The 16,751-nt window shown below is 71.5% G+C and carries 14 protein-coding genes; 6 read left to right on the forward strand and 8 right to left on the reverse strand.

Translation table 11 applies throughout. The annotated features are described in order from the left end of the window. Positions 1-2 precede the first annotated feature (2 nt). The 4 genes from ACGFSH_RS12010 to ACGFSH_RS12025 all read left to right on the forward strand — a co-directional run bounded on the left by ACGFSH_RS12010 (position 3) and on the right by ACGFSH_RS12025 (position 5,772). A complete protein-coding gene (locus ACGFSH_RS12010) occupies positions 3-692 on the forward strand; it encodes a hypothetical protein (protein WP_393347437.1) in 690 nt (229 codons plus the stop codon). Between the two features lie 127 nt (positions 693-819). Then, a complete protein-coding gene (locus tag ACGFSH_RS12015; RefSeq protein ID WP_393347439.1) occupies positions 820-2,415 on the forward strand; it encodes a WhiB family transcriptional regulator in 1,596 nt (531 codons plus the stop codon). Between the two features lie 44 nt (positions 2,416-2,459). Beyond that, a complete protein-coding gene (locus tag ACGFSH_RS12020; RefSeq protein ID WP_393347441.1) occupies positions 2,460-2,723 on the forward strand; it encodes a hypothetical protein in 264 nt (87 codons plus the stop codon). 115 nt (positions 2,724-2,838) lie between these two features. Continuing rightward, positions 2,839-5,772: a hypothetical protein gene (locus ACGFSH_RS12025; RefSeq protein WP_393347443.1), complete on the forward strand. Its 2,934-nt coding sequence runs from the start codon at positions 2,839-2,841 to the stop codon at positions 5,770-5,772. A gap of 76 nt (positions 5,773-5,848) precedes the next feature. Here the strand turns inward: ACGFSH_RS12025 and ACGFSH_RS12030 are convergent, their stop codons facing one another. The 7 genes from ACGFSH_RS12030 to ACGFSH_RS12060 form a co-directional block, all read right to left on the reverse strand. After that, the gene (locus tag ACGFSH_RS12030; protein WP_329412062.1) at positions 5,849-6,106 is read right to left on the reverse strand and encodes a DUF6406 domain-containing protein; all 258 of its coding nucleotides are present in this window, start codon (positions 6,104-6,106) and stop codon (positions 5,849-5,851) included. 2 nt (positions 6,107-6,108) lie between these two features. Beyond that, positions 6,109-7,572 carry a hypothetical protein gene (locus tag ACGFSH_RS12035; RefSeq protein ID WP_393347445.1) on the reverse strand — a complete coding sequence of 488 codons (1,464 nt, stop codon included), beginning with the start codon at positions 7,570-7,572 and terminating at the stop codon, positions 6,109-6,111. 107 nt (positions 7,573-7,679) lie between these two features. Next, the gene (locus ACGFSH_RS12040; protein ID WP_393347447.1) at positions 7,680-8,234 is read right to left on the reverse strand and encodes a type VII secretion system-associated protein; all 555 of its coding nucleotides are present in this window, start codon (positions 8,232-8,234) and stop codon (positions 7,680-7,682) included. Beyond that, on the reverse strand, positions 8,227-8,571 hold the full coding sequence (locus ACGFSH_RS12045) for a hypothetical protein (RefSeq protein ID WP_393347448.1): 345 nt from the start codon (positions 8,569-8,571) through the stop codon (positions 8,227-8,229). The genes ACGFSH_RS12040 and ACGFSH_RS12045 overlap by 8 nt, the downstream gene beginning before the upstream one ends. Before the next feature lie 73 nt (positions 8,572-8,644). Beyond that, complete coding sequence (locus ACGFSH_RS12050; protein ID WP_393347450.1) at positions 8,645-9,307, reverse strand: hypothetical protein; 663 nt, start codon at positions 9,305-9,307, stop codon at positions 8,645-8,647. Further along, complete coding sequence (locus tag ACGFSH_RS12055) at positions 9,304-12,114, reverse strand: ATP-binding protein (protein WP_393347452.1); 2,811 nt, start codon at positions 12,112-12,114, stop codon at positions 9,304-9,306. Before ACGFSH_RS12055 ends, ACGFSH_RS12050 begins: the two co-directional genes overlap by 4 nt. Before the next feature lie 331 nt (positions 12,115-12,445). After that, positions 12,446-13,018 carry a hypothetical protein gene (locus ACGFSH_RS12060; RefSeq protein WP_393347454.1) on the reverse strand — a complete coding sequence of 191 codons (573 nt, stop codon included), beginning with the start codon at positions 13,016-13,018 and terminating at the stop codon, positions 12,446-12,448. Positions 13,019-13,063: 45 nt separating this feature from the next. Here ACGFSH_RS12060 and ACGFSH_RS12065 point away from each other — a divergent pair, with 45 nt between their 5' ends. Then, the gene (locus tag ACGFSH_RS12065; protein WP_393347456.1) at positions 13,064-13,900 is read left to right on the forward strand and encodes a M48 family metalloprotease; all 837 of its coding nucleotides are present in this window, start codon (positions 13,064-13,066) and stop codon (positions 13,898-13,900) included. Positions 13,901-13,919: 19 nt separating this feature from the next. Further along, entirely contained in the window at positions 13,920-16,100 is a 2,181-nt protein-coding gene (locus tag ACGFSH_RS12070) for a hypothetical protein (protein WP_393347458.1), read from the forward strand. A 114-nt stretch (positions 16,101-16,214) separates the two neighbouring features. On the opposite strand, the gene ACGFSH_RS12075 is transcribed toward ACGFSH_RS12070, so the two are convergent. Then, on the reverse strand, positions 16,215-16,610 hold the full coding sequence (locus ACGFSH_RS12075) for a hypothetical protein (protein ID WP_393347460.1): 396 nt from the start codon (positions 16,608-16,610) through the stop codon (positions 16,215-16,217). Positions 16,611-16,751: the final 141 nt, after the last annotated feature.

Here is a 16,751-nt window from a genome sequence, read left to right on the forward strand (position 1 = left end):
CGATGAACCCCACCAGGCCGAAACCCACCACCCGCACGCCCGGACCGCCCGCCGGACGGCCCGGCTCCGGCCGGGCGGACCCGCCCACCTCCCCCGCGCTCTCCCGCCTGCGCCGCCTCGTACGCCAGGACAAGGACGACCCCTGGGCCGTCAAGCTGCTCCCCCGCGTCGTCTTCTGCGTCGCCGCCGCCTACACGCTCTTCGCCATCGCCTCCGAGAGCGGCTCCAGCTTCGTCACGGTCTGCGCGCTCGCGCTCGTCGGCGCGGTCGTCTGGCTGCTCCGACGCCGCGGCCAGCTCCTTCTCGGACTCGCCTCGACGCTTCTCGCCGCGGCGTTCACCGGGTACTTCTCCGCGGTGGGCGACTCGGTGCGCGCCTCCACCAGCGCCACCGTCACCGGTCAGGCCGCCTTCGGCTACTGGGCACTCGCCGGCATGGCGCTCCTCGGCGCGTGGATGGTGAAGGAGCACCCGGGCCGACGGGGCGTCACCGTCGTGCTCGCGGATGTGATCCTCGTCATCGCGTCCGTCGTCGGGATGTTCCTGCCGGAGGCCGGCGTTCCGCTCGGATTCCTCGGCGTGCTCGGCGTACTGGCGCTGCGCGGCAGCAGGGCGAAAGCGATTGCATGCGGTGCCCGCCGGGCATTCGGCCGGGTACGGCAGGGCAAAGCCACTGACCCGGCGGACAGTTGAGGCCCGTGTGAACGTTTCGTCTCGTCACTGTGCCAAGTCGGCACACGCTTTGCAGATGCGTTGCACCCCATTGACGGAACGCCTTAGAGTCCCCCCGGATCACGCATCACCACGGGGGAATACACGCATGCCTATGGCCAGCCATACGGCGCTTCCCGCGCGCCCCGCGCGCGGGGCGGCACGGGGAACCGGAGCGGGCGCAGGGGTACACAGCCCCGACGCCGCCCTGCCCTGCCGACGCCGACCGGACGTCTTCCAGCACCCGCTGCTGGAGGCGCCCGCAGACATTCCGTACGCCTCTTCCGAGCAGCGCCATCAGCGTCTCGTCCTGCTGCGCACCGCCCGCGACCTGTGCGCTTCCTGCCCGTTGTGGGCGGAATGCCTCGAGGACGCCGTCGCGCACGCCGAGCCCTACGGCTACACGGCCGCCACCACGCTGGAGGACCGGCGCTGGATCCGCCGGGCCCTCGGCGTCGGCGACGCGAACGGCGACCTGCCGAGCCACCACCCGTCGGACGGGCCCGGCACGGCCCCCGGCCACCACTCTGCCGAAACGTCACGCCGCCTGCTGCGCCTGCGCTCGCGCGGCAGCGGCAGCGACCCGGGGGACATCCGCGCCGCCGCCGAGCACGGTCTGCCCGCGCTGGAGCGGATCCTCGACGCGTTCGACGCCCGCCAGGACCAACTGGTCCGGGAACGGAGCGAGTTGCCGGGCATCCCGAGGCAGTTGCACCAGCACACCACCGCACAGCGGACGCACGACGACGGTCACCACCCCGCCGCTTCCCGACACCCCCACCCCCACCCCCACCCCCATCCCCACGCACACCCGGAAAGCAGGAGCGAGGACATGGCAGCGGCCGAGTCCGGGCAGCGGATCGCCTTCTCGTACGAGGACCCCGCCCAGGCCGTACGACAGGCTCTGCTGGCCCCTCTGATCCGCGCCGCGCTGCCCACCCTGGACAGCCTGGAGCAGCTGGCCACGATGCTGGTGAGCGTGCCGGGCGGCGAGATCGCGCCGGAGACGCCGGACATCGTCCGCACGGCGCGCAAGGCCGTCGAGGCGCTCGCCCCGCGGGAGGCCCAGGACCACGCCGCGGTCTCCCCCGACGCCTCGCCCCTGCGCGCCCTGACCGGCTCGGTCTCCGTCGAGCTCGCCACCACCGACCCGGTGACGGCCCTGCGCCGCGACTTCCTGGAGCCGTTGCTGCGCGAACTCGCCTCTTCGCTCGCGAACATAGAGAAGGTGGCGACCATGCTGGCCGCGGCGGGCGCCCCCGCCGGCGGCGACGACGGCGGCGGCGGCGGCGAGATCGATCTCGAGCCGGTCCGCAGCGCACTCCAGGCCGTCCGCACCTGCCTCCCGCATCCGGTCCCGAGCCGCAGGACGACCGCCGGCCCGGGCCAGGCGGCCGCCCTCACCGCGTCGGGCGCCCGCCACGCCACCGCGCCCCACGTGCCCAGCATCCGGGCGGCCGTGGAGACGGCCGTGTCGGCCTTCCCGGGCCCGTTCTCCGCCCGCGACGTGCTGCGCGCTCTGCCCCACGGCGTCTACGGCGACCCCTCGAAGACGATCAGCAACGTCCTGTCCGCGATGGTCAAGTCGGGCGGCCTGCGACGCCTCGCCCGCGGCACGTACGCTCGCACCGCCGACGTCGCCACGGACGTCACCGTGAACGTCACCCCGAGCGCTCCCGAGCAGGACGAGGCCAAGAGCGCCTGAGCCGGAACTGATCCGGAACCGAGCCGGAAGGAACCCGACCCCCGATGACCGAACCGACGATGCCGCCCCCGCCCCCCGCCACGGCGGACGCCCAGGTGCACGTCTTCTCCCCCAACGCCGGCCTGATCGACGGCGTCCCGGTCACCGCCCCGCCCTACGGCGACATCCAGGACGTCGTCCTGTCGATCCTCCAGCAGCGCGCGCAGCAGCTCGGCGCCCCCACCCCGGCGACCATCACCGACAACCGCTACGGCGGCGCGATCCGCCTCCTGATCCACCCGGACGGCACGACGGAACAACTCGGCTGACGGATTCCCGACGGCGGAAGCCCAATTCCCGTCCGTCCCACCGTGGTTGCCCGAGGTGGCTGCAACGACGTGCTCGCGGACCGCCGCCGGCCGGGTTCGTGATCCACTCTGTCGCGTGAGTGAACCGCAGGTCGACGAGTTCGACGAGACGTTTGCAGCCCTGTTCCAGCACGCGACGCCGGAGGCCGCGGCCAAGACCGCCGAGAAGCTCGGGGCGGAAGCCCGGCTGTGCGTGCTGCGTCAGGAGTGGTACGCGCCGCCCGAGGGACTGGGCGACTGGGTCGCCGCGCACGGCGGCGCGGCCGAGGTCCAGGCCCTGTACGCCGGCTGGGGCCTGAGCGCCCGTCAGGCAGCGTCCGTCGTCGGACGGGACGACCTTTCGGCAGGCCTCGGCAACGGCCTCGTCGAGGCGCTGGGCGACGGTCGGACGAGGCTGGCGCCGGCGGCGGTGGAGCAGCAGTGGCGGGCTGCCCCCGCCGGACGCTTCCGGCTGCCCGGCGCCTTCACCGACACCCCCCTTCCCGAGGTGGAGGAGAGGGTGCGCGCACGGCTCGGCTCCGACGAACGGGCCTGGGAGACAGCGTTCGATCTCCTGGCGGCCGGCTTCCCCGGAGACCTCCCGACGCTGCTCGACGCCGCCGCGCGGTACGACTCCACCGTCACCGCCCCACACGGCGACGTCGATCCCGGCGCCCACGTGACCTGGCTGGCCCGCATCGCCCCCGGCGACCTGCCCGCGCGCCTCCTCACCCGCCTCGACGCGTGGCCGCTCTCCCAAGCCGCCTCGGGGAGCGAGCGCGGTCGGCTCGCCCCTCTGCTCGCCGGCGTGCACGACCCCGCCCTGTGGGACAGGGCCTGGGGAGGCCGCGGCACCTCCTTCATGACGGAGGAGTCCAGGAACGCGGACGTCGAACGCGCCTTCCTCCGACGCGACGACCCCCGGCTCAACGAGTGGCTGCTCACCGGCATCACCCGCCCGAAGCTCCGACCGGCCCCGGCCACCCGTCTGGCGCTGCTGGAGGGCCGCCCCTTCGGCTCCGGCGCCGCCTACCCGTTGCCCCGCACCGAAGCGGTGCGTGCCCGGATCGCGTTCCCGCCACCCGCGCCGTGGGACACCGATCTGCTGAGGCTGTGCTACGACTCCCGGGAACCCGGCCTCGTCGCCCAGGCGCTGAGTGCCGCCTGGAAGGGCGACGAAGAGGTGCTGACCCCCTACCAGCAGCTGGTGGCCGGCATACGCCTGTGGGGCGCCGGCCAGGCCGGCCTCCTGCCGGCCCTCATGCCCGAGGGCGCGGCGGGGCCGCGGGAGGAGGACGTGCGCGAGGCGTTCGGTCAGGCACTGCGCCTGCGGGACGTGAAGCCCCTCCGCACCGCCGCCCGGGCACGCCGGGAGCGGCGCGACGAGCACCTGGACGAGGCGCTGCGAACCTGGCGGCTGCGGCTGCCCACCTCACCGCGGACGTCCGACCTGTACGGGCTCACGCAGAGCGAGATCGCCGCCGTGAGCCGGACCGTCACCGACGACCGCTGGTACGACGTCGACTGGGACCTGGTGCGCGGTCGTCTCGAAGCATCCGAGGCGAGCGGCCACCGCAAGGTCGCACGTGAGCGGTACGGCATCCTGCTGGCGCGGGCCGACTGCCCGGCCGACGTCGCCCGGGCCCTGGCGACGCCCATCACCCCACTGAGCCTGCTGCGGATCTACGCCGACCGGGACACCGCCGTAGCCACCCTGTCCACGTGCTGCATCGCCCCGTGGTCCCCGCGGGACGGCGGCGCCCTCCCCCAGGCGGTGGTGCGCGCCGCCTCTCCGCAGCCGGGCTGGGCTCCCGCCGTGACCGTCGAGGACGTGCTGCGCCACGCGCACCCCGCGCGGGGCGTCGTCCGCCACGCCGATCCCGGGGCCGTCGGCCGTGTGGTGACCGAGGCGCTGGAAGAGGCGCGGTCGGCGCGCGGGGACCTGGACGAGGCGGAACTGTGGACCCGGCTGTACGGCATCGTCCCGTACAGCGCCGGGCCCGTCCCCGAGCTTGTGCGTCTGGCCGCGGCCCTCACCGCGGGCGGGGAGCCGGTCGACGTCCTGCCGGCCGCCGAGTTCGTCGTCCGGCCCGAGTTCGGCGACTGGGCCGAGCGGGTCCGCACGCGTCTCGACGTGTTCCCCGCCCGCTGGACGCGGGCGGTCCGCCTGCTCGCCGCCGGCTTCGACGGTCCGCTGCCCGAGCTGCTCGATTCCGCGCAGCGGCAAGAGGACGAGACCGGTGAGCCGAACCGCGCTTTCGCCGACCACTGCGCCCCGGCCCTCCTGCTCGGCCTCGCCCCCGGCGCCGTCATCGAGACCGTCGTGGCACGTCTCAGCCTCCCCCTGTGCACACTGCTCGCCCGGACCACCTTCAGCGCCGACACCGTACGGGCGCTGGTACGGCGGGGCGACAGGCGGCTCTGGGACACGCTCCTCGACGGAACCAGGGCGACCTGGCCGTTCGACGGGGCAGGCGGCGACAGCGGCCTCACACGGCGGAGGATGCAGACGGACGTCCTCATTCCGTCGCTCCTCGCCCAGGACGATCCCCGGCTCAACGCCCGTCTGGTGCGCGAGCACTTCACCCGGAGCCGCTACGCGCTGCGCGTGCGGGCGATCCTGTCGAGCACGCCGTTCGGGCCGGGTGAAGCGCCTGTGCCCGTCTCGTCCGACCTGCTCGCCGACTTCGCCGACTGGACCCCCGATTGCGGCCGGGAGCTGCCGGAATGGACCAGCGACGAGCACTTCTGGGACTTCCCGGAGCCGGTGCTGGCCCTGCAGGCGCTGATGGCGGTACGCCAGACCAACCACCAGGACGGACCGTACTCCCGGCTGTCCCTGGCCCAGAGCCTGACCGCCGCGACGACGATCGCGGAGGCGGGGCGGTTCGACCTCCTGCAATACGTCGTCGACCACTGGCACATCCGCTACCCCTGGCGCGACCACCTCGACCAACGGGAACTGGTCGAGGAAGCGGTGACCCTGCGCTCAGCGGAACCGCTCAGGACGAGACTGGCCCGGCTGGGGTGATGCGGGTCCGGCCGTAGTTCCGACGGGCCGGTCCCCCGGGGAACCGGCCCGCGAGCACGAGCACGGCCGAGCCGGCTCACGTGACCCTGGCGAGAACGACCGTCCAGTCCCCGCTCGGAGATTCGAGGTCCTCGATGCGGTCCAGCTTCCATTCCTGGTCCCTGATCGGGAAGACGTCGCCGGGCTCCAGCGAATGGTCTTCCTCGGCGCCGTCGACGACGACGACGAGTTCGACCAACGGCGGCCGGCCCTCCCGTTCGGAAAGATGTGTGACGAAAAAGCGGGCGAACCCCTTGTTCGCCTGCATGTTGCGCCAGATCGCGATTTCCTGCACTGTCACTTCTTCTCCAAGGTGACATAGTTCGGGAGGATGCTGTCCCTCAGCTCGTCGAAGGTCAACGGCTGCGGATCCCTTGCGTTGTAGGGATTCCTCAGTTCGAACCGCCCGATTTCGTTTATGGCGGTCAGTTCGTAGGCGTGCCCTGCAACGAGCTTGCCCGGCAGTGGCGACTCTCCCTTTTCCTGGTGTCGCGTCGCGACGATGACGGGGCAACCGTCCGCAAGTTTCTCAGCGATATCCTGCCTGAACTGGGTCTTCGCGTCACGACCATGGTGGTCGTAACCGGTCGGCACATCCCAGACCTGGGCAGGCGTTCCCGTCAACTGCACCAACAACTCGGCCCGATCGCTTGACTTGGTCCCGAAATTGAGCCGCGTGTAGCCGGTGGGAGATGCATCCGTTCGCGCATGGGTGGACTGCCACGACGCCTGCTTGTCCTCGCTCCACGTCCGGTCCACACCGGCGATGGCCTTCTCCATGATCGGCGCCCATGCCACCCCTGTCTCCGCGGAGTCGGCGAAAGCCGCGACGGAGGGAATCTCGCTGTAGACGGGCAGATCGCCGGTCACCGTCAGCTTCACGACGGTACCTGTCGGCTCGTACCTGCCGAAGCCGACGCTCTTCGCCTCGTTGAGCGAGACCTCGTACGTGCCGTCCTCGTTCTCCTTTATGCGGTCGATGATGTCCTGCGGACGGTGCTCGGCGACGGCCCCCAACGTCGCGATGACCCCGCAGTCGCCAAGGGCGCCTTGCTGTGTCTGATCCCGATTGGGGATACCGTCGAACAGCGGGGTACGCGTTCCGTCGGGCCGGTCCAGCGGGGTCCCGTAAGCGTCCGGCGGATAGGCCCTGCCGGGGAGATGGAAGTCAGGTCTGTCGACGGTCTCCGATATCTCCCGCACCGAGTCACCGCTGCTGAACGCACCCTTCACCCGATCCATGAACTTCCCGGTCACCGACGGTTCGTCCGCGGCGGAACCGCCGGATACGCCGGCCCTGTCCTCGGGTGACTCCGCCTCCGCCGACTCTTCGGGGGTCTCGGCGCCCTCGGTCCCTTCGAGCCCGTCCGCCTCATCCGAGTCCCCGGGGCCGTCCGGTCTTTCCGGACCTTGTGGCTCTTCGGGCTCCACGGGACTTTCGGGATCTTCCGGTTCCGCCGGATACGTGTCCTCGCCCGACGCTGCCGGACGGCCGTCCCGAGCGCGGGCCTCGAGGCCCGTGGCGCCGCCACTTCCGGGGTCTACCGCCGCATCGTCCTCCCGCCCCCACTCGGGCTCACCGGGCTCGTCGGCGTCGTCGGGCTCCTTCGGCTCCCCGGTGATCCCGGCGGGCTCGGCGTTCCCCTCGTCCGCAGGCTCTTCGGGTTCCGCCCAGGCGTCCGCGGGGTCCGTCTGGGCGGGAGCCGTCGTCTCGACGGGGGCGGCCTCGGCCCTCTTCTCCGCCGCGTACAACTCACTCATTCCGACCGTCTACGTCACGCTGCGCCACGTCTCCCCCGCCTTTCCGACTCTGCCCGACGGCTCGCGCTCGCCCCCGGCTCTTGCCCAGCCGCTCGTCCTTCTCGCGCTCAGACCTTGAGGTCCGACGCGGGGATGGCGACCGACGCGGAATTGCCGGGGTTCACCTTGATCACCGCGTTCTCCGGGACCTCGGCAAGCAGGTCCCGGAAGGACACTCGCCGCATGCGTGGAACGGAACTCGGGAAGTGGGCAGCGCTCGTGAACACCGCGATGATCGGAGCGCTCCCGCCCTCACCCGCGGTCTCGGTGAATGTTTCCGCACCGTCCGCCAGATATACGGTTGCCTGAAGGAGAACCCGACGGACATCGCCGTCGGAGGCGTACCCCGTGGCGGCAAGCTGCACCGCCTCGTCCACAGGATCGCCGGCGACTTCGAGACCAAGGGCACGCGGCGACGGACGGTAGTTGGGATTCCTCTTGAATTCGCCTGTGATCTCGCCGTGTTCGTCGACCTTCCATGCGCCGACGACTCCATAAGGGGGAACCTGCCCGGCAGCGTCGAAGTGGGGATCCACGGCGTAGACCCACGCTCCCGGGTTCCTGGCCGCCTCCGCGCGCAACTCGTCGGTAACCTGCGGCACTGCTGCCTGGTCCTCAGTCATTTCGCGTCTCCCTGCGTCGCTCATGGGCGGTCCGCTGCTCGCGCACATCGGCGAGCCGTGCGTGATCCGAGGGCGGCACGTCGTCGAAGATGTCCACCGTCACCGGCCGTCCGGCCGACGACCAGCGGTATGCCCGGCGGCCGCCGCCCATGTCCAGGGCCATCCTGCTCGGGTAGACGTCCACACAGGCCCCCTCGATCGCCGGCTTCAGACCGTGGGGCTCCAGTTCGTCACGTACCTGGCCCAGAGCCGTGAAGAGGTTCCACCCGGTATGGCGTGACGAGATCGGGCCGCAGCTGATTTCGACGGTGTAGTCGCTCCCCGAGAGCACGGCCACGAGCCGGCCGGGCCGTTCGCCTGCCTGTGAGACAAGTGAGATCGGCTTGTCGTAGAGAGTCTGCGTTTCAGGTTCATTTGACACGATCAGCCTCAGGGATGTAATTGGGGTTGGGGATGAAATCTCCGCGCTCGCCCGTACCGTAGTCGTAGGAGGACGCGCCGGCGATGTATTCGCTGCGGATTCCTCCAGGGAATGCTACTTCCTCTTCATAGGCAAGCGGATGGTCCCACAGGGTTTTGTTGACGTCGATTCCACCTGGCACGTCCAACTCATAAGTGTACTTACCCCCGAACTCATCACCGATATCCTCGTGATATGAAGTGCTCACGAAGGCGGAGGGATCATCCTCCGCAACATAGTGACGCAAATCCGTGTTCGACGAATCCTTTGGCACGAAGCCGTTCTCGAAGATGTCCTCGGGCTCGCGGTTTTCGCTGCGATAGAGCGGTTCGTTGCTCTCGCGCCACACCGCGTCCATGCCCAGGTCGGACAGATCGACGTCGCGGTCCGCGGCCACCGCCAAGCGGTCGGGCTCATCCGGCTCCCCCTGCCCGGGGCCGTCTCCCGCACCGTCGAAGGCGTCGCTCCCCAGCGGAACCTCGTCCGTCCCGCCCACCTCGGCCGGCTCCTCGGGCTCCCCGAACTCAGCCGTCTCCCAGCCCGCAGCCTCCTGCAACTGCTGCTCGGGCACGTCCTGCCCTGTCGGCTCATCCGTCCCGTACAGTTCGCTCACTCGAGAGCCCCCGTCGTGTTCCCGGACGGATTCGGCCGGCGAGGGACGCGCGCAAAGCTGGTCAGCGTGCGCGCGAATCGCTGACGCCACTCCTCCGACGGATCCGCACATCCAACGATGTTCTCGAGGACAGAGGGCGAATGCCGCCCGTGGTAATACACCCGCGTCCTCGTCCCCTGGCGCGCTCTGAAGCGCGGCTCGCCCACCGTGCACGGGTCCTGGCCCTCCGACTGGGCGCGCATCACCGCGGCCACGTGCTCGCCGAGCGCGCCCGGATCCGCGGGGGCGCCCACGCGGCTGTGCACCGCGCCGTCCACGGCCTGGCCGATCGCGCAGTCCAGGAGGCGGCCCCGGTACGGCGCCAGTTCGCGTCGCATCGCCTCGCCGGGCAGCGGCGTCGTCCAGCCCAGCAGATGGGCCGCCACCGCCATCTCCGCCCACAGAGTGATCCGCAGCTCGGCCTGTTCCGTCAGCCGCTGAGCCCTGCGCAGCTCGCGCAAGGTGCATGGGGCCGTCGAGCAGTCGACCGTGCACGCCCGGCTGCGCGGACCGGTCATGCCCGCCGCCGACGCCGGCCTGATCGCCCCCGCGTCCTCGCGGTCCGTCCCGTCCCGCATCCGCACCAGCAGCGGATAGTCCATGCCGTCCGTGAAGACGGCCGCCTCGCCCGGCCGCAGGGTGACCAGGTACTCGGACTGGGCCCGCGTGATGTTCATCGTCGCGCCGACCGCCTCGCGGTCGTCCTGCGCGGGCAGCCGGTGGACGACCTTCGCCGCCGTGTTCTTGATGACGTCGGGCAGCAGCTTGCTCGGGATCTGGTCCGCGATGACCAACCCTTCCCCGTACGCCCGGATCTCCGCCAGCAGGCCCGCGAACATCTCCACCGCGTGGGCGCTCGCGCCGCCCTCCTCGGCTCGGCGCAGCAGGCGGTGGGCTTCCTCGAAGACCGTCAGGTGGCGCAACGGGAAGGACAGTCGCCGGGTCACCCGCTGTTCCATGCGCAGGTACTCGACGAGCCTGATGAGGATCGTGCCCATCAGGAACGCCTTGTCCTTGTCGTCGCCGACGTCCTCGATCTCGAAGACGACGTTGCGCCGCAGCAGTTCGCCGAAGTCCAGCGGACGGCCGCCCTCCAGGAAGCGGCCCGTCGTCCCGAGGCGCAGGCCGGCCAGGCGGATCCTGATGAAGCCCTGGACGTTGTCGGCGACCTCCTTGCCGTAGCCGATGTCCGAGACGACCCGGAGCGCCGTGTGCTCCAGGTCCTCGAGCGTCGGGTAACGCGGCTCGGTGCCCGGGAACGTCGGTTCGCCCAGCGTCAGGTCCCAGCCCAGGTCCTCGTAGCAGCGCGTCAGCGCGGCGCTCAGGACCTGCGGGAACGGCTCCTGCGGGTCGAACGAGGCCAGGAAGAGGGCCCGCACCATGTCGAGGTGGGTCTGGAGCGGAAAGCGCTCGCCGCTCGCGTACGCGGACGGCTCCAGGGGGTTCAGTCCGGCCGGGAGGGACTCCGGATCGCCGGGCGCTATCACGACGACCTCGGCGGTGTCCCCGAGCCGCGCCGACATGAAGCGGTACTCGGCCTTGGCCGGTTCCACGACCAGCCACGGGATGCCCGCGTGCGTCGCCGACTCCAGCAGTCCGCGCACGGTCTGCGACTTGCCGCCGCCGGTCGCCCCGCACACGAACGTGTGCCGGTTGAGGGTGGAGCGGGTCAGTTCGAGGTCGCCGACGGGGCTGCGGTTGCGGTCCAGCACCGAGCCGAGCCGGACCGGAGCGGCTCCGGGCAGCGCCGGACGGGCGGCGGTCTCGGGAGTGACGTCGAACTCCGGCCGCAGGGCGAACCGTACGCCGGGAACCTCCCGGGCGGGGGGCCGGGCGAGGGCCGCCAGCAGGTCCGAACCCGCGTGGAAGGGGTACTCCTCCGGCGCCGGCAGGACACCGCCGAGGGCGGTGGCGAGGTCGCCCACCCGCCTGGTCGGGCGCAGCGCGTACGGCAGTCCCTCCAGGTCCGCCGAGGCGCACAGCAGCGCCGCCACCCGGGTCGCCTCCTCGGGCGTCCGGCCGCCTGCCAGCAGACGTATCCGCCACAGCCCGGTGGCCGACGCCTTGGCCAGCTCTTTGTGGCGGCGCTCCAGCCGGGCCGCGGCGATGGCGTACTCGGGCGATCCCTCTGCCTTGGCCTGTGCCCTGCGCCGTTCGTCGGCGACGTCGCCGGTGAGTTCGTCGAGCTCCGCGGCCGGCACCGGCTCGGCGAACACCAGCCAGGCGAAGGGTTCCTGCCACACACCGAGGAGGCAGTCCTCCAGAGTGGGCCGCTGCAGGGCCGCTCCCGTGCTCGCCGGTCTCGGCTCGTCGTCGACCAGCAGCCCGTCGGTCACTCCGGCGACCGCGCTCCAGCAGGGGAAGGCGTCCATCGAAGCGGCTGCCGTACCCGTCGGCTGTCGCAGGCCGCGCGCGCCGGCGGGCAGCCGCAGCAGGGACATCGTCCCGTCGGCCTCGTCCGTGCGTCCGCCCAGCAGGGCACCGCCGCCGACGAGGATGTCGAGGGGGCCGTCGGCCGCTCTGCGCGCCCAGCCGACCAGCACCGCGCCGCCCGTCGGGTCGTGCGGGTGCGGAGCGTGGTGGGCGGAGACCAGGGCGGCCAGGCGCTGCGCCCGCAGCTCGTCGTCGCCGCCGGCCGGCCGGTCCTCGGACGGCCGCTGCCGCGGGACCTCGCGCAGCAGCGCGGCCTCCAGGCTCGCGAAGCGATGCCAGGCGCCCGCGCCGGGTGGGCCGGCGGTCATATGTGCGCGGCCCGTTCGGTGGCGCATTCGCTCCAGAGAACGGAACGCGCCATCCGGACAGGCCGGTGCGCATGCGGTGTGGTTGGCAACGTGTCCCCCGTTGTCGATCTTGGGGGACCACCCTAGATGCCGGGCCGGGACCGGGCCAAGCCTTGCAACCGTAACGTCACCTCCCCTGATATCAGGTGGACTTGGGAGGTCGGTTCGGGCACCATGTGTCGGCTGCTGATCAATGACTGACGTCCGCCTCGGCGGACACGGGGGCGAGTTCAATCATCAGAGGCGTCTCTTCTGCCGCCCTCGGGACGGTCATCTCTCACCTGTCCACATTTGAGCGCCTGTACGGCGCCCATCTCCCTCAGGGCGAACTCATATGACCCATCCCGTTGACCCTCACCGGCCGCAGGCCCCCTACGGGTACGGCGACCCGGCCCATCCCGACGGCCAGCCCGGCCCGCCGCAGGACTCGGCCTACCCGCCTGTGCAGCCGGTCCCGCCGGATCAGCCGGTTCAGGCCGCTCCGCCGGTCCCACCGCAGCAGGCGCCCTACCAGGCCGCGCCCCCTCACCAGCCGCCGTACCAGGCCGCGCCGCCGCCCCCGCCGCATCACCAGCAACCGCCGTACCAGCAGCCGCCACACCAGCCCGGCGCCCACCCGCAACAGTTCGCGCCGGGCCATCAGCCGCAGTACGCGCCCCAGCAGCCCCCGTACGGACAGCAGCCCCCGTACGCGCAGCCACCCCCGTACGGGTACCAGGCCCCCTATGCGCAGCAGCCCCCGTACGGGTACCAGGCCCCGTACGCGCAACAGCAGCCGCCGCAGCAGCAGTCGTTCGCGCCGCAGCAGTATCCGCAGCAGGCGCCCCAGCAGACGCCGCAGTTGTCGTACCCGCAACAGCACCAGCCGCAGTACGCACCTGCCGCGCCTCACGCCCCCGGCACCCCTCAGGTGAACCGCGGCGCCGACTCCACGTCCGTGACCACGCTGCTGCTCAACGTGCCGCTGTTCCTGGGCAGTCTGCTGGTGATCTGGCTCATTTCACGCGTGCTGCCGAGCGGCCTGGACATCGCCTTCGTCGTCGCCTGGCTGGCGTCCGGCGCCCTGGTCTTCCACCGGCCGACCGAGCGCGGTCTGGCACGGCTGTGGTTCAAGATGCGGCCCCCCACCGGCGCCGAACTGGCCGTCCTCCGGCCCATCTGGGACGACATCACGCGCCGGGCCGGTATCGACGGCGCCCGGTACGACCTGTGGATGGAGGACTCGGACGAGCTCAACGCCTCGGCCGCCGCCGGGCACATCGTCAGCGTGACGCGCGGGTCGATGCGACAGCTGCCGCCCGAGCAGCTCTCGGCCGTGATGGCCCATGAGCTGGGTCACCACGTCGGCGGCCACGCCTGGTCCGGTCTGCTCGGCTTCTGGTACGCCATGCCGGTCCGGGCGTTCATGTTCGTCGTGAAGATCGTGATGACATTCCTGTTCTTCTTCACCGCCGAGCTCTCCTGCGTGGCGGCCGGCATCTTCGTCCTGGTCTTCGGCGGTCTCGCCATAGCGACCTTCCTCGCCTTCCCGCCCGCCGCCGCCCTCTACGCGGTCCCGTTCCTGCTCGCCTGGGCCGGCCGGCAGAGCGAGCTGCGCGCCGACCGGTTCGCGGGACAGCTCGGGTACGGGCCCCTGCTGATCACCGTGTTCACCGGCTGGCAGTCGGAGGGGCACGACGACGCGGCCCGCAAGGAGAGCCCCGTCGCCCGCCTCATGTCCTCGCATCCGCCGCTCCACCAGCGCATCCGCGCGCTCGAGACCTTCGTCGCCTGACCGGCCGGGAGCCTCACATATGACTGTCGAAAGCACCGGGGCCGGAGAGCCCGGCCGCTATCTGCGCCTCTTCGACGCCGGACAGCGCCTCGGCTGGGTCTACCGCGACCCCGAGTCGCTGCGCCGGCCGTTCGTCGAGCCCGAACCGCAGCGGGAGCAGGTGGCGGTCGGTTACGAGAACCGGGCGACGGCCGCGCGCCTCGACCACGAGGACCGACGTGGTTCCGCGGTCAAGATCGGCGGCGGGGTCGCGGCGGTCTGCTTCCTGTTGAGCTATTTCGTCGGTGCCGTCATGGCGGTCCTCGGCGTCGTGGCGATCGTCGTCGCCCTGGCCAGGATGGGCCTCGCCGCACAGCGGCTCGGCTCCGCCGCCGGTGATCTCGCGGCCCAGCAGGGCGCACTGGAGGAGCGGTTCCAGTCCTCCTGGCAGCTGTGGCACCAGCGTCGGCAGCAGCATGACAGCCGGCAGGAACACTGGGTGCGCGGCCTCGACGCCTGGGGCGCGCTGCCCCTCGGCCCGGACACCCGGCGGCTGGACGTCTTCGGCGGCAGCCAGCGCGGCCGCGAGGGTTTCCTGACCGTCTTCGGCACCTCCACGCTCCAGGAGCGGCCGGTCATCGTGGTCGACCTGACGCAGGCCCTGGTGTGCCGGGAACTGTCCGTCCTCGCCGAGGCCGCCGGAGTCCCCGTCGACGTCCAGCTGCTGCCCAGCCGGATGGCCGAGAGCAGCGTCGTCGGCGGACTGGAGCCGCACGAGCTGGTGCACGCCCTCGTCGAGGCGGTCCACGGGGACAATCCCGAGGCGGGCCGCGCCGAGCGTGCCGTCGACACCCGCATCCTCACCCAGCTGTGCGGCGCCCTCGGCGAGGACGTCTCGGTGGCCCGGCTGGGCGCGGGCCTGCGCGTCCTTATGGGCGAGGCCGACGACACCAAGCGCCTCACCCGGGACGAACGCAACCGGATCGCGGACGACCTGCTCAATGACAAGAACAAGGACCAGGTGCGGGACAGCCTCTTCCGCCTGGTGTCCTTCGTGCACCCGCTGGAGGCGCTGGGCGCCGCCCGTGAGGGTCGCGGCCCCGGCTATCTGACCTGCTTCGCCCTGGACTTCGGCGCCGGCTCGGCGACCACGGAGCTGCTGGCCGACCTGGCCGTCCAGAGCGTGATGCGGCGGCTGTCCTCGTTCCAGGAGAGTGCGCCAACCGTCCTCGTGGCCCTCGGCGAGCAGGGTCCGCAGCGACGCCACCTCGAACGGCTGGCGCAGGTCTGCGAGCGCCGCGGGTCCCAACTCGTCCTGCTGCACCCTCACTTGCGGGACGCGGCGGAGCAGATGATCGGCGGCGGAACGGTCGCCTTCATGAAGCTCGGCAACCACCAGGAGGCCAATGTCGCGGCGGACTTCATCGGCCGCGAGCACTCCTTCGTGCTGCACTCGCTGACGGACACCGAGGGCAGGACCGTCAACACCTCCGTCGCGAAGACGGTCGGCTCCTCCGTCAGCAGGGGCACGACGTACAGCGAGTCCGTCACCCGCGGACGCAACTGGGGCAGCAGCAGCTCCACCACCTACCAGGGCGGCGACAACCCCTTCTCGTCGTCGTCCTCCACCAACTCCGGGGGCAGCTACAGCGAGACGACGGGCACCTCCACCAGCACCACGTACTCCACCAACGAATCCACCACCCACACCACCGGCGACAGCGACAGCACGAGCCTCGCGACCGGACGCCAGCGCGTCTACGAGTACGTGCTCGAGCCGACGCAGCTCCAGGCGCTCGCCGAGTTCAGCCTGCTGGTCGTCGAACGCCGCGCCGACGGCGTTGTCCTGGTGCACCCGGCCGACTGCAACCCCAACATCGTCTTCCTGAACCGGGTCAGCATGGCGCCCCTGCCGTACGTCGATCCGGCGCCGGCGGCTCCGCTTCCCCCGTCGCAGCCCTTCACGCCTCACCAGGGGTACGCCCCTGTTCCGCGGCAGCACCACGCACCCGCCCCGCAGTCCTCGCCGTCTCACCAACCGTACGCACCCGCGCCCCAGCAGCCGTTCCCGACGGCTGCCCAGCAGCCCTACCACCCCGGCGTCCAGCCGTCGGCGCCTCAGCAGTGGCCCTCCCAGGGGCAACCGCAACAGCCCGGCGGCGGCTGGTCCCAGGGCCCGCCCGTGAACTGGCCCGGTCAGCAGCCGGGGACCCATAGGTGACGGTCCCCGAGGGGGTGTCCGCGACGAGGGGCTCCAGCTGATCCCCACCCGGCCGGTCGAGGTCGCCCCCCCGGCGCCCCTTCCCTCGTCCCGTCCGCCCGGCCCGTGCGTGCGTCACCGCCCGGACGGCGCGCCTCCGGGCCGGCCGCTGACCTCGTCGATGCCCGCCAGCACCGCGCGGGCCCGCCTGACGTTCATCTCCAGAATGCCGCGCTCGAACTTGCGCGGTTCCTGTCGGTAGCGGGCCCTGCCCGCTTCGGAGGTGAAAGCGGATTCCGGGACGGCGTCCTCGCCGGCCGGAATGAATTTGGGGATCTCCTCGAACGCGGCGAGCGCATAGGCGACGGCATCGCGCAGCTCGTGGTGTTCGGATTCGGGAGTGTTGAGGAGTTCCAGCCCGACGGACTCGGAGATCCGGAAGGCGACGTCGGCGAATTCCCCGGGATCGATGATCTGCGACGGCTGGGATCCGCCGAACGCGGGGAGCGGAGGAGGGATCTCCTCGGCCATGCGGAAATCGAAACGCCGGGTCCTTCCGCACTGCTGACAGGGGCCTTCGTACACCGACACGATCTCGTCGCCCCGCTGCTCCAGCCGGTGCCGGCGTTCGAAGTCCCCGGAACCGCACTCACACGCGTGAAGGTCCATGTA

It is taken from the genome of Streptomyces sp. NPDC048481, assembly GCF_043200075.1.
GTDB lineage: Bacteria > Actinomycetota > Actinomycetes > Streptomycetales > Streptomycetaceae > Streptomyces.

Bases quoted from the DNA above. Each gene is read 5' to 3' on its own strand.
- ACGFSH_RS12010 (WP_393347437.1), top strand. From the start codon at position 3: ATGAACCCCACCAGGCCGAAACCCACCACCCGCACGCCCGGACCGCCC.
- ACGFSH_RS12015 (WP_393347439.1), top strand. From the start codon at position 820: ATGCCTATGGCCAGCCATACGGCGCTTCCCGCGCGCCCCGCGCGCGGG.
- ACGFSH_RS12020 (WP_393347441.1), top strand. From the start codon at position 2,460: ATGACCGAACCGACGATGCCGCCCCCGCCCCCCGCCACGGCGGACGCC.
- ACGFSH_RS12035 (WP_393347445.1), bottom strand. From the start codon at position 7,572: ATGAGTGAGTTGTACGCGGCGGAGAAGAGGGCCGAGGCCGCCCCCGTC.
- ACGFSH_RS12040 (WP_393347447.1), bottom strand. From the start codon at position 8,234: ATGACTGAGGACCAGGCAGCAGTGCCGCAGGTTACCGACGAGTTGCGC.
- ACGFSH_RS12055 (WP_393347452.1), bottom strand. From the start codon at position 12,114: ATGCGCCACCGAACGGGCCGCGCACATATGACCGCCGGCCCACCCGGC.
- ACGFSH_RS12070 (WP_393347458.1), top strand. From the start codon at position 13,920: ATGACTGTCGAAAGCACCGGGGCCGGAGAGCCCGGCCGCTATCTGCGC.
- ACGFSH_RS12075 (WP_393347460.1), bottom strand. From the start codon at position 16,610: ATGGCCGAGGAGATCCCTCCTCCGCTCCCCGCGTTCGGCGGATCCCAG.